14 protein-coding genes and 4 tRNA genes are annotated in these 17,125 nt (G+C 39.5%); all 18 read left to right on the plus strand.

What is annotated here, in order from left to right:
* The first annotated feature begins 43 nt into the window (after window positions 1-43).
* The 18 genes from AB8525_RS08235 to soxA all read left to right on the plus strand — a co-directional run bounded on the left by AB8525_RS08235 (window position 44) and on the right by soxA (window position 17,124).
* A tRNA-Tyr gene (locus AB8525_RS08235) sits at window positions 44-128 on the plus strand.
* Window positions 129-145: 17 nt separating this feature from the next.
* Window positions 146-219 (plus strand) — tRNA-Gly (locus tag AB8525_RS08240).
* 16 nt (window positions 220-235) lie between these two features.
* A tRNA-Thr gene (locus AB8525_RS08245) sits at window positions 236-311 on the plus strand.
* Window positions 312-341: 30 nt separating this feature from the next.
* A complete protein-coding gene (gene tuf, locus AB8525_RS08250; RefSeq protein WP_369177340.1) occupies window positions 342-1,532 on the plus strand; it encodes an elongation factor Tu in 1,191 nt (396 codons plus the stop codon).
* 84 nt (window positions 1,533-1,616) lie between these two features.
* A tRNA-Trp gene (locus AB8525_RS08255) sits at window positions 1,617-1,692 on the plus strand.
* Window positions 1,693-1,708: 16 nt separating this feature from the next.
* On the plus strand, window positions 1,709-2,083 hold the full coding sequence (secE, locus tag AB8525_RS08260; protein WP_369150816.1) for a preprotein translocase subunit SecE: 375 nt from the start codon (window positions 1,709-1,711) through the stop codon (window positions 2,081-2,083).
* A 13-nt stretch (window positions 2,084-2,096) separates the two neighbouring features.
* Window positions 2,097-2,630 (plus strand): transcription termination/antitermination protein NusG, encoded by a 534-nt coding sequence (gene nusG, locus AB8525_RS08265; RefSeq protein WP_369177342.1) that lies wholly within the window; start codon window positions 2,097-2,099, stop codon window positions 2,628-2,630.
* Between the two features lie 76 nt (window positions 2,631-2,706).
* On the plus strand, window positions 2,707-3,135 hold the full coding sequence (gene rplK, locus AB8525_RS08270) for a 50S ribosomal protein L11 (protein ID WP_369150821.1): 429 nt from the start codon (window positions 2,707-2,709) through the stop codon (window positions 3,133-3,135).
* Between the two features lie 4 nt (window positions 3,136-3,139).
* A complete protein-coding gene (rplA, locus tag AB8525_RS08275; RefSeq protein WP_369177344.1) occupies window positions 3,140-3,835 on the plus strand; it encodes a 50S ribosomal protein L1 in 696 nt (231 codons plus the stop codon).
* 202 nt (window positions 3,836-4,037) lie between these two features.
* Window positions 4,038-4,559 carry a 50S ribosomal protein L10 gene (gene rplJ / locus AB8525_RS08280; protein WP_369177346.1) on the plus strand — a complete coding sequence of 174 codons (522 nt, stop codon included), beginning with the start codon at window positions 4,038-4,040 and terminating at the stop codon, window positions 4,557-4,559.
* Window positions 4,560-4,586: 27 nt separating this feature from the next.
* Complete coding sequence (gene rplL, locus AB8525_RS08285; RefSeq protein WP_369150827.1) at window positions 4,587-4,967, plus strand: 50S ribosomal protein L7/L12; 381 nt, start codon at window positions 4,587-4,589, stop codon at window positions 4,965-4,967.
* Between the two features lie 154 nt (window positions 4,968-5,121).
* Window positions 5,122-9,204: a DNA-directed RNA polymerase subunit beta gene (gene rpoB / locus AB8525_RS08290; RefSeq protein ID WP_369177347.1), complete on the plus strand. Its 4,083-nt coding sequence runs from the start codon at window positions 5,122-5,124 to the stop codon at window positions 9,202-9,204.
* A gap of 14 nt (window positions 9,205-9,218) precedes the next feature.
* A complete protein-coding gene (gene rpoC / locus AB8525_RS08295; RefSeq protein WP_369177349.1) occupies window positions 9,219-13,424 on the plus strand; it encodes a DNA-directed RNA polymerase subunit beta' in 4,206 nt (1,401 codons plus the stop codon).
* Between the two features lie 81 nt (window positions 13,425-13,505).
* Window positions 13,506-14,966: an anthranilate synthase component I gene (gene trpE, locus AB8525_RS08300; protein ID WP_369150833.1), complete on the plus strand. Its 1,461-nt coding sequence runs from the start codon at window positions 13,506-13,508 to the stop codon at window positions 14,964-14,966.
* A 130-nt stretch (window positions 14,967-15,096) separates the two neighbouring features.
* Window positions 15,097-15,444: a sulfur oxidation c-type cytochrome SoxX gene (gene soxX / locus AB8525_RS08305; protein ID WP_369150836.1), complete on the plus strand. Its 348-nt coding sequence runs from the start codon at window positions 15,097-15,099 to the stop codon at window positions 15,442-15,444.
* A 15-nt stretch (window positions 15,445-15,459) separates the two neighbouring features.
* Entirely contained in the window at window positions 15,460-15,903 is a 444-nt protein-coding gene (gene soxY / locus AB8525_RS08310) for a thiosulfate oxidation carrier protein SoxY (RefSeq protein ID WP_369177351.1), read from the plus strand.
* 29 nt (window positions 15,904-15,932) lie between these two features.
* The gene (gene soxZ, locus AB8525_RS08315; protein WP_369150839.1) at window positions 15,933-16,235 is read left to right on the plus strand and encodes a thiosulfate oxidation carrier complex protein SoxZ; all 303 of its coding nucleotides are present in this window, start codon (window positions 15,933-15,935) and stop codon (window positions 16,233-16,235) included.
* 25 nt (window positions 16,236-16,260) lie between these two features.
* Window positions 16,261-17,124 (plus strand): sulfur oxidation c-type cytochrome SoxA, encoded by an 864-nt coding sequence (gene soxA / locus AB8525_RS08320; protein WP_369177352.1) that lies wholly within the window; start codon window positions 16,261-16,263, stop codon window positions 17,122-17,124.
* Window position 17,125 lies beyond the last annotated feature (1 nt).

The following is a 17,125-nucleotide window of genomic DNA, read 5'->3' on the forward strand; positions in this document are numbered from 1 at the left end:
TTACCCATAGCAAGTTATGGGATAATAGCGGATTGTTTTTTGGGGAGGGGTTCCCGAGTGGCCAAAGGGAACAGACTGTAAATCTGTCGGCTCCGCCTTCGAAGGTTCGAATCCTTCCCCCTCCACCAAAAAGCGAAAAGGATTTGCGGGTATCGTATATTGGTATTACCTTGGCCTTCCAAGCCAATGAGACGAGTTCGATTCTCGTTACCCGCTCCATAGTGAAAGAGGTTGCGCTCACCTAGCTCAGTCGGTAGAGCACTTCCTTGGTAAGGAAGAGGTCGGCGGTTCAAATCCGCTGGTGAGCTCCATTAATTTGTAATAAATAAGAGGAAAATAAAATGTCAAAAGAAAAATTCGAAAGAACCAAACCCCATGTCAATGTTGGCACAATCGGCCATGTTGACCACGGCAAAACAACTCTAACAGCAGCCATGACCAAAGTAATGGCAGAAGTAAACGGCGGTGAATTTAACGATTATGCAGATATTGATAATGCACCTGAAGAAAGAGAACGCGGCATTACCATTTCAACCGCCCATGTAGAATATGAATCAGAGAGTCGTCATTATGCCCATGTTGATTGCCCAGGACACGCTGACTATGTCAAAAATATGATTACGGGTGCTGCTCAAATGGATGGCGCCATCATCGTTATTGCTGCAACAGACGGTCCAATGGCTCAAACTCGTGAGCATATCCTTTTGTCTAAGCAAGTAGGTGTTCCATACATTCTTGTTTATATGAACAAAGCAGATATGGTTGACGACGAAGAATTAGTAGAATTAGTTGAAATGGAAATCCGTGAACTGCTTACTGAATACGACTTCCCAGGTGATGACACTCCAGTTATCTTCGGTTCTGCACTTAAAGCATTAGAAGGCGATACTTCAGATATTGGCGTACCTTCAATTATTAAGTTAGTTGAAGCGCTAGATTCGTATATTCCTACACCTAAACGAGATACGGATAAAGATTTTATTATGCCAATTGAAGATGTATTCTCAATCTCTGGTCGTGGTACTGTAGTAACAGGCCGTATTGAAGCAGGTATTGTCAATGTCAACGATGAAATTGAAATCGTTGGCATTAGAGACACACAAACAACAACCTGTACAGGTGTTGAAATGTTCCGTAAGTTATTAGACTCAGGAGAAGCAGGTGACAATGTTGGCGTTCTTCTAAGAGGTACAAAACGAGAAGATGTAGAACGAGGTCAAGTATTGGCTAAGCCTGGTTCAATTAAGCCACATTCAAAGTTTGAAGCAGAAATATATGTACTTAGCAAAGATGAAGGTGGACGACACACGCCATTCTTTAACAACTACCGTCCACAATTTTATTTTAGAACAACCGATGTAACAGGTGCTTGTCAATTACCAAAAGATGTAGAAATGGTTATGCCAGGTGATAATGTTAAGATGGAAGTAGAGTTATTATCACCAATTGCAATGGAAGACGGTTTAAGATTTGCAATTAGAGAAGGGGGTCGCACGGTTGGTGCGGGTGTTGTTGCTAAGGTGACGGATTAAGGAAGAATAAACTGGCTCAGATATTTTGAGCCTTAATAAGAATGTCTTTAGTCGTTATTTGATTGATATAGGCATTCTTAACTTAGGCAAGTGGCTCAATTGGTAGAGTGGCGGTCTCCAAAACCGTTGGTTGGGGGTTCGAGGCCCTCCTTGCCTGCCATATTAAAGGATGTAATGTGAGTAAAAATAAAGAAAGTCAAGTTAAAGCGGAGTCATTAATAGGGTCAATAGTATCAATCCTTATTGTTATAGGCTCGCTTGTGCTTTTTTATTTAGACCCATTGGCGTTGAATACAACGCTTTACAAGGTGTTAGTTTTACTTGTGGGTTTGGTGTTAGCAGGATTTGTATTTTTTAAATCACCACAGGGCATTCGCTTAAATGTGTTCTTCAAAGAAACAAAAATTGAATTACGCAAAGTTGTTTGGCCAACTAAGGATGAGACGATTAAGACAACCGGTATGATTATGGTGGCAGTGGTTATTGTCGCTATTTTCTTATGGATTGTTGATGCGTTTTTTACTTGGGCCGTTCAACTATTAACAAATTAAAAGGGATTATAAGATGTCTAAGAGATGGTATGTACTTCACGCAAGAAGCGGTTATGAAGCGAAAGTAAAACTTGCGATTGAAGAGTCAGTTGAGAGAGAAGGTCTAACGGAAGTACTCGGCGAGATTATGATTCCAACTGAGCAGGTAGTAGAGCTTAAAGACGGTCAGAAAAAAACAGCAGAACGCAAGTTTTTCCCAGGCTATATGTTAATTCATATGGAACTTACTGAGAAAAGTTGGTTGGCAGTAAAAAACACCACGAATGTGATTGGTTTTATTGGCGGCGTTTCAGGCAAGCCATCACCAATTACTCAGCGTGAAGTTGATAAAATTATGGCGCGTGTTCAGGAAGGTGCAGACAAGCCTAAGCCTAAAGTGGCTTATCAGCCAGGTGAAGAGATTTTGGTTATTGATGGACCATTTAATGAGTTTAACGGCACTGTAGAAGCGGTTGACTATGAAAAGAATTTACTGAAAGTAGAGGTGTTAATTTTTGGACGCACTACTCCAGTAGAATTAGAGTTTTCGCAAGTAACGAAGACTTAAAAATAGAGCTTTCGGGCTGATTTAACAGGGAAGCTTAGTTTTGAATTAAGCGTTTGTACCCATAAGGAGATAAAAAATGGCTAAAAAAATTGAATCATATATCAAGCTGCAGATTCCAGCACAAGAAGCAAATCCTTCACCGCCAGTAGGTCCAGCACTGGGTCAGCATGGTGTGAATATTATGGATTTCTGTAAAGCGTTTAACGCTTCAACTCAAGATATTGATAAAGGTATGAAAGTGCCAGTGGTTATTACGGTTTATAGCGACCGTAGTTTCACATTTATTACTAAGACGCCACCAGCAGCTTTGTTAATTCTAAAGGTAACGGGCATTAAAAAAGGTAGTGGTGTGCCACATCTTGAAAAAGTTGGCAAGATTACTCGTGCTCAATTAGAAGAAGTTGCAACAATTAAAATGAAAGATTTAAATGCAAATGATATGGATGCAGCAATAAGTATTATCGCAGGTACAGCCCGTTCAATGGGTATTGAAGTGGAGGGTTAGGTAGATGACTAAATTAACTAAAAAACAAAAAGACATCGCAGTGAAAGTTGAAATTGGTAAACAGTATTCAATCATTGAGGCGTTAACTTTATTAAAAGACTGCTCAACTGCTAAGTTTGATGAGTCTATTGATGTGAGTATTAACTTAGGTGTTGATGCTGGTAAATCTGACCAAAATGTGCGCGGTGCAGTGGTATTGCCAAACGGAACTGGTAAATTAGTTCGTGTTGCAGTATTCACACAAGGCGATAATGTGGAAAAAGCACAAGCAGCAGGCGCTGATGTGGTCGGTATGGAAGACTTAATGAAAACTATGCAAGATGGTGACCTTAACTACGATGTCGTGATTGCCTCCCCAGATGCAATGGGTGTTGTTGGTCGTTTAGGCCAAGTATTGGGTCCTCGTGGTTTGATGCCTAATCCTAAAGTAGGCACAGTAACACCTGATGTTGCAACTGCCGTGAACAATGCAAAAGCAGGCCAAGTGCGTTATCGCACGGATAAGGCTGCAATTATTCATGCTGGCGTTGGTAAAGCTTCATTTACACCAGAAGCATTGGCTGAAAATATCAATGCCCTTATGGGTGCATTGAAAAAAGCCAAGCCAAGTTCTGCAAAAGGTATTTATTTTAAAAGATTAAATGTTTCATCAACAATGGGTCCAGGTATCAGTGTTGATTTAGCATCGGTTGATACTTAATTAACCAAAAAAAAATTCTTTCGGGTCTTGGATTTAGATTGTTCTATGACCTCAAAGACCATAGGTGCAAATATTCCTTTTGGAGTATTTGTTTAATTGATTGGTAGTACAGTCGGCCTATGTAGAGGGTATGAAAGTACTCTAAGGGCGAAAGTTATAATTTTATAACTTTCTTTTTAAACTGTTATAGGAGAGAGGCAAAATGGCTCTAAATCTTGAAGCAAAAAAAGTTGTTGTCAAACAAGTAAATACACTCGCTGAGGGTAGTATTGCTGTTGGCGTAGCTGAGTATCGTGGTTTGACAGTTGAGCAAATGACTAATCTTCGAGCTAGTGCGATGAATGCAAGTGTTTCTTTACGCGTTGTAAAGAATTCATTGGCAAAAAGAGCATTAGTGGATACGACATGTGAATGTGTTATGCCTGTGTTAAGTGGGCCTGTGGTTCTTGGTTTTTCACAAGAAGATCCAGGTGCAGTGGCACGCGTATTTAACGATTTCATAAAAGAAAATGAAGATTTAGTTGTTAAAGGTCTGGGGGTTTCAGGTGACTTTGTAGAGGCAAGTGAACTGAAGCGTATCGCAGCCTTACCAACCAAAGACCAAGCGATTAGCTTAGTTATGGCATTGATGTTGGCACCAGTAGAGAAATTGGCAAGGAGTCTTAATGATGTCCCAGGTCAAATCACTCGCGTGGTTTCAGCAGTGGCACAACAAAAACAATAATAATATAAATAAAAAGGAGTAAATATCATGGCTAAGATTACCAATGAAGATATTTTAAATGCAATTGCTGATATGTCAGTAATGGATGTTGTAGAATTAGTTTCTGCAATGGAAGAGAAGTTCGGTGTATCTGCAGCGGCAGCAGCAGCAGCACCTGTAGCAGCAGCGGGCGACGCTGGTGCAGCAGCAGAAGAGAAAGATGAGTTTGATGTAGTAATGACGAGCTTTGGTGAGAAGAAAGTTGCCGTTATTAAAGCAGTTCGTGGTATCACTGGTCTAGGCCTTAAAGAGGCTAAAGATATGGTTGAAGCAGCGCCTGCAGCAATTAAAGAAGGTGCATCTAAAGCTGAAGCTGAAGATGTTAAAAAGCAGCTTGAAGAAGCTGGTGCTACTGTAGAACTTAAGTAATTAGTTCTACTAAATACTAGAATCTCCGCAAGGGGATTTTGGTGTTTTTATCAGTCTATAACTTTTTATAGACTGACCCTATTAGTTAGAAGACTTTATTAATATATTGTCTTTTAAAAATTGTTAAATTGTAAGATTAAATATGTGAGGTGCTATGGCTTATTCATTTACTGAAAAAAAACGAATTAGAAATAATTTTGGCTCAAGAGAATCAATCTTAACGGAACCAGATTTATTGGCTATCCAAATTGAATCATTTAACGGCTTTATCCAAGAGGGTAAAAAAGATAAAGAGGATGTTGGTTTACATGCAGTTTTTCAATCTGTATTCCCAATCACTGCGAACAATGGTTATGCAGAGATTGAATATGTTGATTATGAATTACAAGAGCCAAAATTTAATGTCGAAGAATGTAAATTGCGTGGCGTTACTTTTGCTTCAATCTTGCGGGTTAAATTAAACCTTGTTTTATTTGATAAGAACGGTTCAACACTTAAGAAAAAACGCAAAATAAAACAAGTCATTGAAGAGGATGTTTATCTTGGCCAATTACCATTGATGACAGACACAGGCACTTTTGTAATTAATGGTACTGAACGAGTTGTAGTTTCTCAACTGCATCGTTCTCCAGGTGTGATTTTTGAACATGATAAAGGTAAAACACACTCTTCTGGTGAGATTTTATTCTCATCACGCATTATTCCTTATCGTGGTTCTTGGTTGGATTTTGAATTTGACCATCATGCACACTTATATGTGCGTATTGACCGTCGCCGTAAATTACCTATAACGACTTTATTGCGCGCAATGGGTCTTGATTCAACAACAATATTGGATACTTTCTTTGAAAAAGTTAATGTTAAACTGAAGGCAAAATCTTGCGATATTGATTTATCTCCGACTAAGTTGCGTGGTACGATAGCTGAGTTTGATATACTCTCTGGTAAAGATGTTGTGGTCGAAACAGGTCGTCGTATTACTGCTAAGCATACTAAGATTTTAGAGAAAGCCAATATTAAATCAATGAATACTCCATTGGATTATTTATTGGATAAAGTGATTTCTCAAGATGTGATTGACAAGGAAACAGGCGAAATTTTAATTGCTGCTAATACGGTTATTGATGAAGAAACTTTAGAATTAATTATAGCGAATAAAGTTAAAAAACTTGAATTGATTTATATTAACGAATCTGAGACGGGTGCTTATATTTCTAACACCTTACGTTTAGATGAAGTGCAAACTGAAATTGAAGCGCGTATGTCAATTTATCATGTAATGCGTCCAGGTGAGCCAGCAACGGAAGATGCAGTAAACTTATTGTTTAAGAATCTATTCTTCAAAAATGACCGTTACGACTTATCTAAAGTGGGTCGTATGAAACTTAATCGTCGTTTAGGCATTGAATCTGAAAAAGGCGAGCACATTTTGACTAATGACGATATTTTGAATGTGGTCAAACTATTGATTGATATTAAAGACGGTAAAGATTCTGTTGATGATGTTGATACATTGGCAAATAGACGCGTTAGAGCAATCGGTGAAATGATTGAAAACCAATTTAGAATTGGTTTGGTGCGTGTTGAAAAAGCAGTCAAAGAAGGTTTAAACTTGGCGGAAACGGATGAATTAACCCCACAAGATTTGATTAACTCAAACCCAGTTTCTGCTGCGGTTAAAGAATTCTTTGGCTCTTCACAGTTATCGCAGTTTATGGATCAGGTAAATCCACTTTCAGGCGTAACACATAAGCGTCGTATTTCTGCCTTAGGCCCAGGCGGCTTGACGCGTGAACGCGCTGGTTTTGAAGTGCGTGATGTGCATCCATCACACTATGGTCGTTTATGCCCGATTGAGACTCCAGAAGGGCCAAATATTGGTTTGATTAACACCTTGGCGGTTTATGCGAAAACTAATAATTATGGTTTCTTAGAGACGCCATATCAAGTTGTTAAAAACGGTAAAGTAACCTCTAAAATTATTTATGTATCTGCGATTGATGAAATTGCACACACCATTGCACAGGCAAATGCCGGTGTTGATGCAAAAGGTAAATTGACTGATGATTTGATTTCTTGTCGTCATAAAAATGAATTTGTTTTGGTGAATTCTGAAGATGTAACTTTAATTGACATTGACTCTAAGCAAATCTCATCAGTAGCAGCGTCATTAATTCCATTTTTAGAACACGATGATGCTAACCGTGCATTAATGGGTTCAAATATGCAACGCCAAGCGGTGCCAACATTGCGTGCTGAAAAGCCGTTAGTGGGAACAGGTATTGAGCGTGTTGTAGCGACTGATTCGCGTGTTTGTGTAACAGCTAAAAATGGTGGTGTGGTTGAGGCAGTAGATGCGTCTCGTATCGTTATTCGTGTTGATTCTAAGCAAGCAAAAGAAGGTGGATTGGGTGTTGATATTTACAACTTAACTAAGTATTCTCGTTCTAACCAAAACACTTGTATTAACCAAAAGCCTTTAGTCAAAACGGGTGAAAAAATTGCCGCAGGCGATGTATTAGCCGACGGTCCTTCAACGGATTTAGGCGAATTGGCACTCGGTCAGAATATGAAGATTGCCTTTATGCCTTGGAATGGTTATAACTTTGAAGACTCAATTTTGATTTCTGAAAATGTGATTCAAGAAGACCGTTATACAACAATTCATATTGAAGAATTGACAGCTTACGCAAGAGATACCACTTTAGGCTCGGAAGAAATTACGGCTGATATCCCTAATGTGAGCGAATCTGCTTTGTCAAAACTTGATGAAGTAGGTATTGTTTATGTTGGTGCTCGTGTTAAAGGTGGTGATATCTTAGTGGGTAAAGTTACCCCTAAGAGCGAAACAGTGCTTTCGCCAGAAGAAAAATTATTACGCGCTATTTTTGGTGAAAAAGCCAATAGTGTGAAAGATTCTTCATTACGCATTGGTGCATCTAAATCAGGCGTAGTTATCGATGTTCAAGTCTTTACTCGTGACCGCGTTGAAAAAGATGCGCGTGCAGTGAGCATTGATGAAAGTCGTTTGGCAAAAATTAGAAAAGACATTGACGATGAATTCGGTATTATTGATGGCGATATTCTGCGTCGTATTCGCTCAAAATTATCAGGCAATGAATTGACAAAAGCCGCTGCAGGTATCAAAGCGGGTGAGAAGCTAAGCGCTAAGAATATGAAGTCGTTAGAAGCCGCAGACCTTGCAAAACTTAAAGTCAAAGATGCAACGATTAATAAAGAAGTAGCCGTATTAGCGAAGCAAGCAAAAGCCAAGCAAGTTGAGTTTGATGAATACTTTAAAAATGAAAAAGCAAAGATTGACGAAGGTGCAGAATTGCCACCAGGTGTGATGAAGATGGTAAAAGTCTATGTGGCAACACGCAAGACTTTACAAGTCGGTGATAAAATGGCAGGTCGTCACGGAAATAAGGGTGTTATTTCCCGTGTTTCTCCAGTAGAAGATATGCCTTATCTTGCAGATGGCTCTACTATTGATGTGGTCCTTAATCCACTTGGTGTGCCTTCTCGAATGAATGTTGGGCAGGTATTAGAAGTCCATTTAGGTTATGCTGCAAAAGGCTTAGGCTATAAGATTGCGGCAATGCTTGATGAAAAACGCACCGAAATGGTTAAAGAAATCAGAGTGTTTTTAGACAAAGTTTATAACTCTCATGGTAAGCAAGAAGACTTGGCGTCATTTAGCGATGAAGAAATCATTGAGTTAGCAAACAACCTTCGTGAGGGGGTGCCTATGGCAACCCCTGTATTTGATGGCATTAAAGAAGAAGACATTAAATCATTATTGAAGCTAGCAGGCTTACCAGAATCGGGACAAGAACAACTTTATGATGGTCGCACAGGCGAACCATTTGACCGTCCAGTTACCGTTGGCTATATGCACATGTTGAAACTGAATCACTTGGTTGATGACAAGATGCATGCACGTTCAACAGGTCCTTATTCATTGGTCACACAGCAACCATTGAGTGGTAAAGCACAATTTGGTGGGCAGCGTTTTGGTGAGATGGAAGTTTGGGCATTAGAGGCCTATGGTGCGGCACACACTTTGCGCGAAATGCTAACTGTTAAGTCGGATGATGTTGCTGGTCGTGCGAAGATGTATAAGAGCATTGTTGACGGGGTAAATGTTACTGAATCAGTAATGCCAGAATCCTTCAATGTATTGGTTAAAGAAATTCGGTCATTGGGTATTGATGTTGAACTTGAACAACACTAATTAGGAGAAATAATATGCAAGATTTATTAAATATTTTAAAAAGTCAAAACAAAGAACAGGATTTTGATGCGATTAGAGTTGGTTTAGCGTCCCCTGAAAAAATTCGCTCATGGTCTTATGGCGAAGTAAAAAAGCCTGAAACTATCAACTATCGAACTTTTAAGCCTGAACGCGAAGGTTTGTTCTGCTCTAAGATTTTTGGTCCAATGAAAGATTTTGAGTGTTTGTGCGGCAAATACAAGCGCATGAAATTCCGCAATGTGGTTTGTGAAAAATGTGGCGTTGAAGTAACTTTATCCAAAGTGCGTCGTGAACGCATGGGTCATATTGACCTCGCAGCACCAGTTGCCCATATTTGGTATTTAAAATCATTGCCATCGCGTCTTGGACTATTGATGGATATGACTTTGAAAGATATTGAGCGAGTGTTATATTTTGAAGCATTTTTGGTTACCGATCCAGGTAACACCCCCTTAGTGCATAAGCAACTATTGACGGAAGAAATGTATTTTGATGCCTTGGATGAATTCGGTGATGATGAATTTGAAGCAAAAATGGGTGCAGAAGCAATCCAAGATGTTCTAAAGGATATGCAACTTGAAAAAGAAGCGGCTAATCTTCGTGAAGACAGTTTAAACACCAAGAGTCAGACCAAACTTAAAAAATACAATAAGCGTTTGAAGTTAATTGATTCTTTGATTCAATCAGGTAACAAACCTGAGTGGATGGTATTAAATGTATTGCCAATTCTACCACCTGATTTACGCCCATTAGTGTCGTTAGATGGCGGTCGTTTTGCCACTTCTGATCTGAATGATTTGTATCGTCGTGTGATTAACCGTAACAACCGTTTAGGTCGTTTATTAGAGTTAGACGCCCCTGAAATCATCGTTCGTAACGAAAAGCGTATGCTCCAAGAAGCTGTCGATTCATTGATTGATAATGGTCGTCGTGGCCGTGCGGTGATGGGTAACAACCGTCGTCCGTTGAAGTCAATTGCCGATATGATTAAAGGTAAGCAAGGTCGTTTCCGTCAAAACTTACTCGGTAAACGCGTTGACTATTCAGGTCGTTCGGTGATTGTGTGTGGTCCATACCTTAAATTACACCAATGTGGCTTACCAAAGAAAATGGCATTAGAATTATTTAAACCGTTCGTTTACAACCGTTTGATTTCACAAAGCTTAGCTTCAACCATTAAAGCAGCGAAGAAAATGGTTGAAGGCGAAGAAGCAGTGGTTTGGGATATTTTAGAAAAAGTCGTGCATCAGCATCCAGTGATGCTTAACCGTGCACCGACTTTACACCGTTTAGGCATCCAAGCTTTTGAGCCATTATTGATAGAAGGTAAAGCAATTCAATTGCACCCTTTGGTTTGTGGTGCATTTAACGCTGACTTTGACGGTGACCAAATGGCAGTACATGTACCATTATCCGAAGAAGCACAATTAGAGGCAAGAACTTTGATGTTGGCGTCTAACAATGTCTTACACCTTGCCAGTGGCGAGCCAATCATTGTGCCTTCGCAAGATGTAATTTTAGGTCTTTACTATATGACGCGTGATATGATTAATCAGCAAGGCGAAGGCATGATTTTTGCCAGTCCAACTGAAGCACTTAATGCATATGAGGCAGGGGTAACGACTTTACATGCAAAAGTGAAATTGCGTATTCAAGAATATAAAAAAGACGAGAGTAGATATACACCAAGTACTACACGAGTGGTTGATACCACTGTAGGTCGTGCGATTTTTTCAAGAATTTTGCCGAAAGGATTGTCATTTGATTTGATTAACAAGGCTATTAGTAAGAAAGTAGTTTCTAACTTGATTCATGTTTGCTACCAAACACAAGAACTCAAAGACACCGTTGTTTTCGCTGACCAGATGATGTATATGGGTTTCCAATACTCAACCAAATCTGGTATTTCATTTTGTTCAAATGATATGACCATTCCAGATTCTAAAGCAGGCACGATTAAAGAAGCTGAAACGCAAGTGAAAGAAGTGCAAAAGCAATATGCACAAGGTGTGGTAACTGATGGTGAGCGATATAATAAGGTGATTGATATTTGGTCAAGAACCTCTGAAACGGTTGCAAAAGCGATGATGGATGAGATTGGTTTTGACGACTTTGTTAATGCTGAAGGAAAAACTGAAAAACTGCCTTCATTTAACTCTGTTTATATGATGGCCGATTCTGGTGCTAGAGGTTCTCCTGCACAGATGCGTCAGTTAGCAGGTATGCGTGGTCTAATGGCCAAGCCAGATGGCTCAATTATTGAAACACCAATTACTTCAAACTTCCGTGAAGGCTTGAACAATATGCAATACTTTATTTCAACACACGGTGCTCGAAAAGGTCTAGCCGATACGGCACTTAAAACAGCGAATTCAGGTTATTTAACCCGTCGTTTGGTGGATGTTGCGCAAGATTTGGTTGTTAATGAAGAGGATTGTGGTACAGAAAACGGCTTAATGATGAAAGCCACCATTGAAGGCGGCAATATTGTGCAAACTTTAGGACAAGCGGTACTTGGTCGAGTAATGGCTGAAGATGTAATGATGCCAGATTCTAAGGAAGTATTATTGCCTAAGGGTCATCAGGTTACTTTAGAAGATTCAGACAAGATTAACGAAGTTGGTGTAGAGTCTATCAAGGTGCGTTCTGCGATTACTTGTGACGCACGCTACGGTGTTTGCGCTTCTTGTTATGGCAATGATATGGCACGTGGTCACAAAATTGGCGTTGGTGAGGCTGTGGGTGTTATTGCAGCACAATCAATTGGTGAGCCAGGCACACAGCTGACAATGCGTACTTTCCATATTGGTGGTGCAGCCTCTGCATCGACTGCAGTGAGCAGTATTAACATTGATAACGATGGTGTGGTTCATTTTGAAAACCTTAAATCAATTACCAATGCGAGTGGCGATTTAGTGGTTATTTCTCGTTCTTCTGAAGTAACTGTTCGCAATGCGAAAGGCCAAGAAGTGGAACGCTACAGGATTCCTTATGGTGCGATTGCCCATGTTAAAGACGGCGGTAAAGTGAAGGCAAAAGATAAGGTTGCTGATTGGGACCCGCATACACATCCAATTATTTCTGAGCAAGCAGGTCGTGTGGTTTTTGTTGATTTTGTTGAAGGTGTTACTGTTAACAAAAATTCTGACCCGCTAACAGGACTAACCTTCTTCGAAATGATTAAAGAAGCAGAAAGATCATCAGCAGCCAAAGGCTTGAAGCCAATGATTAAAATGGTTGATGCAAAAGATACCGAAATCATCTTGTCAACGCACTATTTACCATCAGAAGTTAAGATTACCTTGGAAGATGGTCAAATGATTACCGCAGGTGAAGTGTTGGCAAAAATTCCAAAAGACCAGTCTAAAACCAGTGATATTACCGGTGGTTTACCGCGTGTTGCTGACTTATTTGAAGCGCGTAAAGCCAAAGACCACTCATTGCTTGCAGAAGCAACAGGAGTGATTAGTTTTGGTAATCCAACTAAGTCTAAGGACCGTTTGATTATTACTTCGGATGAAGGGGAGACGACAGAAATGATGATTCACAAGTGGCGTCAAATTAATGTTTTCGATGGCGAAACTGTTGAAAAAGGAGATGTGATTTCTGATGGGCCATCAAATCCGCACGATATTCTACGCTTATTGGGTGTAGAGGCATTGGCTAACTATGTAGTTAAAGAAGTGCAAAATGTTTATCGCCTACAAGGGGTAAATATTTCCGATAAGCACATTGAGGTGATTGTTAAGCAAATGTTGCGTAAGGTAGAAGTACTTGATGTGGGTGATTCATCGTTTGTTAACGGTGAAACTGCTGAGTATGCTCGTGTTATTGAAACCAACAAACAGTTAGTAGCGCAGGGCAAAGATCCAGTACTTTATCAAAGATTGTTGATGGGTATTACTAAAGCATCATTGGCAACTGAATCGTTTATTTCTGCGGCATCGTTCCAAGAAACAACGCGTGTATTGACGGAAGCGTCAACAACGGGTCGTGTGGATAACCTGTTAGGACTTAAAGAAAATGTTATTGTTGGTCGTTTAATTCCAGCAGGTACAGGCTTTGTCCATCATCAAGAACGCCGTGCTAAGCGTGCAGAAAAAGCTGTTATGCAAACAGCAGAAGCAGAAGCGGCATTGTCGGCTGAGTTGAGTGAAGTTGCTGAAGAAGCAGAAGCGGAAGCGGCCGCTGAACAATAGCAAGCATTAACATTTAAAAATAAAAAAACCGTATTAATGATTAGTACGGTTTTTTTTCGTCTGGTGGTTTAAAATACTAAGATGAATAAAGATTCCTTTAATAAATATGTAGCAGATGGATATAACCATATCCCTGTTTATAAATCTCTTGAAATTGATGTTGGCACGGATGCGGCGTTAAATTTATATTTAACTTTAGCAGATACACCGTATTCCTATCTTTTTGAATCAGTTGAAGGGGGTAAAAAATGGGGTCGCTACTCAATGATTGGCTTGAATGTGCAAGATGTCATCAAAGTGTTTGATTACGAAGTTCAAATTGAACGGCAAGGTGAATTACTTAAATCTCATCAAGTGGAAGACCCATTAAATTGGATTGATCAATATTTAACCCAATATAAAGTGCCAAAACTTGACGCTTTGCCAAATTTTAATGGCGGACTGGTGGGTTATTTTGGCTATGAAATTATTCGCTATATTGAGCCAAGATTAGCCAACATTAATAAAAAAGACGAATTAGGTACACCTGATATTTTGTTGATGGTGTCAAATGATTTAGTGGTATTTGACAATGTGCTAAATCAAGCCTTTATAATTACCCATATTGACCCAAGTAAGCAAAGTTATGAAGAGGCACAAATTCGATTAGATGAAATGTCGGCGGGTATTCAAGTGCCAGTGAGCCAGTCGGAGTATCAATCAGACAATCTTAGTGAACACGATTTTGTCTCCAGTTTTGGTGAAGAAAATTACAAAGCCACGGTTAAAAAAATTCAAGAATATATTGTAGCTGGTGATGTGATGCAAGTAGTGCCATCACAACGCCTAAGTGCAAAATTTAGTGCACCGCCAATTGAGCTCTATCGTCAATTACGACACCTAAATCCATCCCCCTATATGTATTATCTAAATTTAGGCGATATGACAGTTGTCGGTTCATCACCTGAAATTCTAACTCGTGTTGATAAAGACAGGCGTGCTACGGTGCGTCCAGCTGCTGGTACACGATCCAGGGGTAAAACTAAAGCAGAAGATTTGGCACTTGAAAAAGAGTTACTGGCAGATGAAAAAGAAATCGCTGAGCATTTAATGTTGATTGATTTAGGGCGTAATGATTTAGGTCGTATTGCCAAAACTGGTACGGTTAAACTGACAGATAAAATGTCGGTAGAGCGCTATTCACATGTGATGCATATTGTTTCCAATGTTGAATGTACTTTGCAAGAGGGAATGAGTGCGATTGATGTGTTGAAAGCTACTTTTCCTGCCGGCACGCTAAGTGGTGCATCAAAAGTACGCGCAATGGAAATTATTAATGAAGTCGAGCCATTAAAACGCAATATTTATTCAGGGGCAATTGGTTATCTTTCTTGGCATGGGTGTATGGATATGGCTATTGCCATTCGCACTGCTGTAATTAAAGATGAAATGCTATATATACAAGCGGGTGCAGGAATTGTCTATGATTCAGTGCCACAATCTGAATGGAATGAAACAATGCACAAAGCCCGTGCACTTATCAAGGCAGCAGAGCAAGTTTAGAAGTTGTTAATATTATGTTTTAATGATAGTGTTGCATTTGTTTTTAATCTGTGTATTATTGCCAACTTAGTTAGTTTTTACAAACCTAACTAAGGGGTTTTATTTTTTTTATATATAAGAGGAGAGAAGTATGAAGAAAAGCATTTTTGTCTCAACAGTTGTGACATTGACGGCATTATTTGTCGTTCCAATGGAAGCAATTGCTAAGGACGCAATGACAGGTCAAGAAATTGCCTTTGATCGTAAATTAGGGAATTGTTTGGCTTGCCATTCAATTTCAGGTGGTACGCAGGCAGGTAATATTGCACCACCGCTAATTGCAATGAAGGCAAGATTTCCAAGTAAGGCTGTGTTAAGAGCACAGATTTGGGATGCAACAGTAAAGGTGCCAGGTTCGGTTATGTTACCATTCGGTAGGCACAAAATATTAACTGAGAACCAGATTGACAAGGTTACAGATTATATTCATTCATTATAGTTTAAGGAGAATAAAATGAAAAGAAGATTATTTTTAAAAAGTGCAATGGCAGGTTCTGCCGTTGCAACGGCAGTAGGTGCAGGCTTATTAATGCCATCAACAGTTTTTGCTGCTTCAGCAGAGTTTAAAGCTATGTCAAATAAAACAAAAGCAAGTGCAGCAGGTGCAGGTGCAGGTTCATTTAAGTTTAAAGCACCTAAGATTGCTGAAAACGGTGCAGTAGTTCCAATGGAAATTGACGCCTCTAAGATGAGTGATGTGAGTAATATTTCTGTTTTAGTTCGTAACAATACTACACCATTGGCGGCTTCGTTTAATTTGTCTGGTGCAGTTGGCTTTGTTTCTACTCGTATCAAGATGGGTAAGACCTCTAAAGTAGATGCATTAGTAACGGCTGGCGGGCATGCAACGAAAGTAACGAAAGAAGTTAAAGTAACTATTGGCGGCTGCGGCGGTTAATTCAATATATTAATTAGGAGAAAATTATTATGGCAAAGATTAAATTAAAGCCAAAGGCTAGAAAAGGTGTTATTAGTATTAAAGCACTTATTAAACACCCGATGGAAACAGGTCTTCGTAAGAAGAAAGGTAAGTTGGTGCCTGCAAATCACATTATGAGTATGGTCGTGTTACACAACGGCACTAAAATGGTTAATGCAGATATTGGTAGTTCAGTATCTAAGGACCCATACTTTAAGTTTAAAGTTCCTGGTGCTAAAGGTGATACTATCACACTTAAATACAAGGATAATCTAGGTAAAACAGGTACTAAGACTGCAAAGTCTAAGTAATCTTGTTTTTATTGAGGAGAGAATAATGAAAAAATTAATAACAACAGTAGCAGTAGCGGCTTTATTAAGTTCAACTGCCACATTTGCGGTGCAACAGTCGTCAGTTGTTCAAGCTGACATTGATGCCTTCCAAGGCTTCTTTAAGAAAAGATTTCCTGAATTGTCATTAAATGACTTTTCTAAAGGTCCTTATGCGATGAGTAAAGACAAGATGTTGCAGTTTGAAGCTGCGATGGAAATGCCTCCATTTGAAGATCTTGTGGAAAAAGGTGAGAAGTTATGGAAAAAACCTTTTAAAAATGGTAAAACATACTCAAGCTGTTTTCCCGGTGGCGACGAAAATATTCGTGCTAACTATCCAAAATGGGATGCAGCTAAAGGTAAAGTGGTTGGCTTAGAAGGCGCTATTATCAATTGTCGTGTGAAAAACGGCGAGAAAAAAATTGGTTCTGGTAAAGGTAAGTTGGCTTATATGGGGGCTTACTTAACCACACTTGCTGAAGGTCAAAAAATCAATGTAATTGTTCCAGAAGGTGATGCTAAAGCATTAGCAGCTTATAACGAAGGTAAAAAATTCTTCTACGCCAAACGGGGTCAGTTGAATTTATCTTGTGCAAACTGCCATGTATATAATGCAGGTAAGCGTATTCGTGGAGATACACTTTCACCCGCACTGGGTCAAACCACTCATTTTCCAGTGTGGCGTGGTAAATGGGCCAAGAAGAAAGGTGATGGCTTTGGTACTATCCAGCGTCGTTATGGCGGTTGTAACAAGCAAGTTCGTGCACAACCATTTAAAAGACAAAAAAGTGAATATAACAATCTAGAATTTTTCCATACTGTGATGAGTAATGGTATGGAAGTTTCTGGCACTGAATACAGACAATAGG

The sequence above is a fragment of the Candidatus Thiodubiliella endoseptemdiera genome, from assembly GCF_964212635.1.
GTDB classification, from domain to species: domain Bacteria; phylum Pseudomonadota; class Gammaproteobacteria; order PS1; family Pseudothioglobaceae; genus Thiodubiliella; species Thiodubiliella endoseptemdiera.

What these genes read in the sequence shown, in the direction of transcription:
- tuf (WP_369177340.1), top strand. Translation starts at nt 342, where the DNA reads ATGTCAAAAGAAAAATTCGAAAGAACCAAACCCCATGTCAATGTTGGC.
- nusG (WP_369177342.1), top strand. Translation starts at nt 2,097, where the DNA reads ATGTCTAAGAGATGGTATGTACTTCACGCAAGAAGCGGTTATGAAGCG.
- rplK (WP_369150821.1), top strand. Translation starts at nt 2,707, where the DNA reads ATGGCTAAAAAAATTGAATCATATATCAAGCTGCAGATTCCAGCACAA.
- rplA (WP_369177344.1), top strand. Translation starts at nt 3,140, where the DNA reads ATGACTAAATTAACTAAAAAACAAAAAGACATCGCAGTGAAAGTTGAA.
- rplJ (WP_369177346.1), top strand. Translation starts at nt 4,038, where the DNA reads ATGGCTCTAAATCTTGAAGCAAAAAAAGTTGTTGTCAAACAAGTAAAT.
- rplL (WP_369150827.1), top strand. Translation starts at nt 4,587, where the DNA reads ATGGCTAAGATTACCAATGAAGATATTTTAAATGCAATTGCTGATATG.
- rpoB (WP_369177347.1), top strand. Translation starts at nt 5,122, where the DNA reads ATGGCTTATTCATTTACTGAAAAAAAACGAATTAGAAATAATTTTGGC.
- rpoC (WP_369177349.1), top strand. Translation starts at nt 9,219, where the DNA reads ATGCAAGATTTATTAAATATTTTAAAAAGTCAAAACAAAGAACAGGAT.
- trpE (WP_369150833.1), top strand. Translation starts at nt 13,506, where the DNA reads ATGAATAAAGATTCCTTTAATAAATATGTAGCAGATGGATATAACCAT.
- soxX (WP_369150836.1), top strand. Translation starts at nt 15,097, where the DNA reads ATGAAGAAAAGCATTTTTGTCTCAACAGTTGTGACATTGACGGCATTA.
- soxY (WP_369177351.1), top strand. Translation starts at nt 15,460, where the DNA reads ATGAAAAGAAGATTATTTTTAAAAAGTGCAATGGCAGGTTCTGCCGTT.
- soxZ (WP_369150839.1), top strand. Translation starts at nt 15,933, where the DNA reads ATGGCAAAGATTAAATTAAAGCCAAAGGCTAGAAAAGGTGTTATTAGT.
- soxA (WP_369177352.1), top strand. Translation starts at nt 16,261, where the DNA reads ATGAAAAAATTAATAACAACAGTAGCAGTAGCGGCTTTATTAAGTTCA.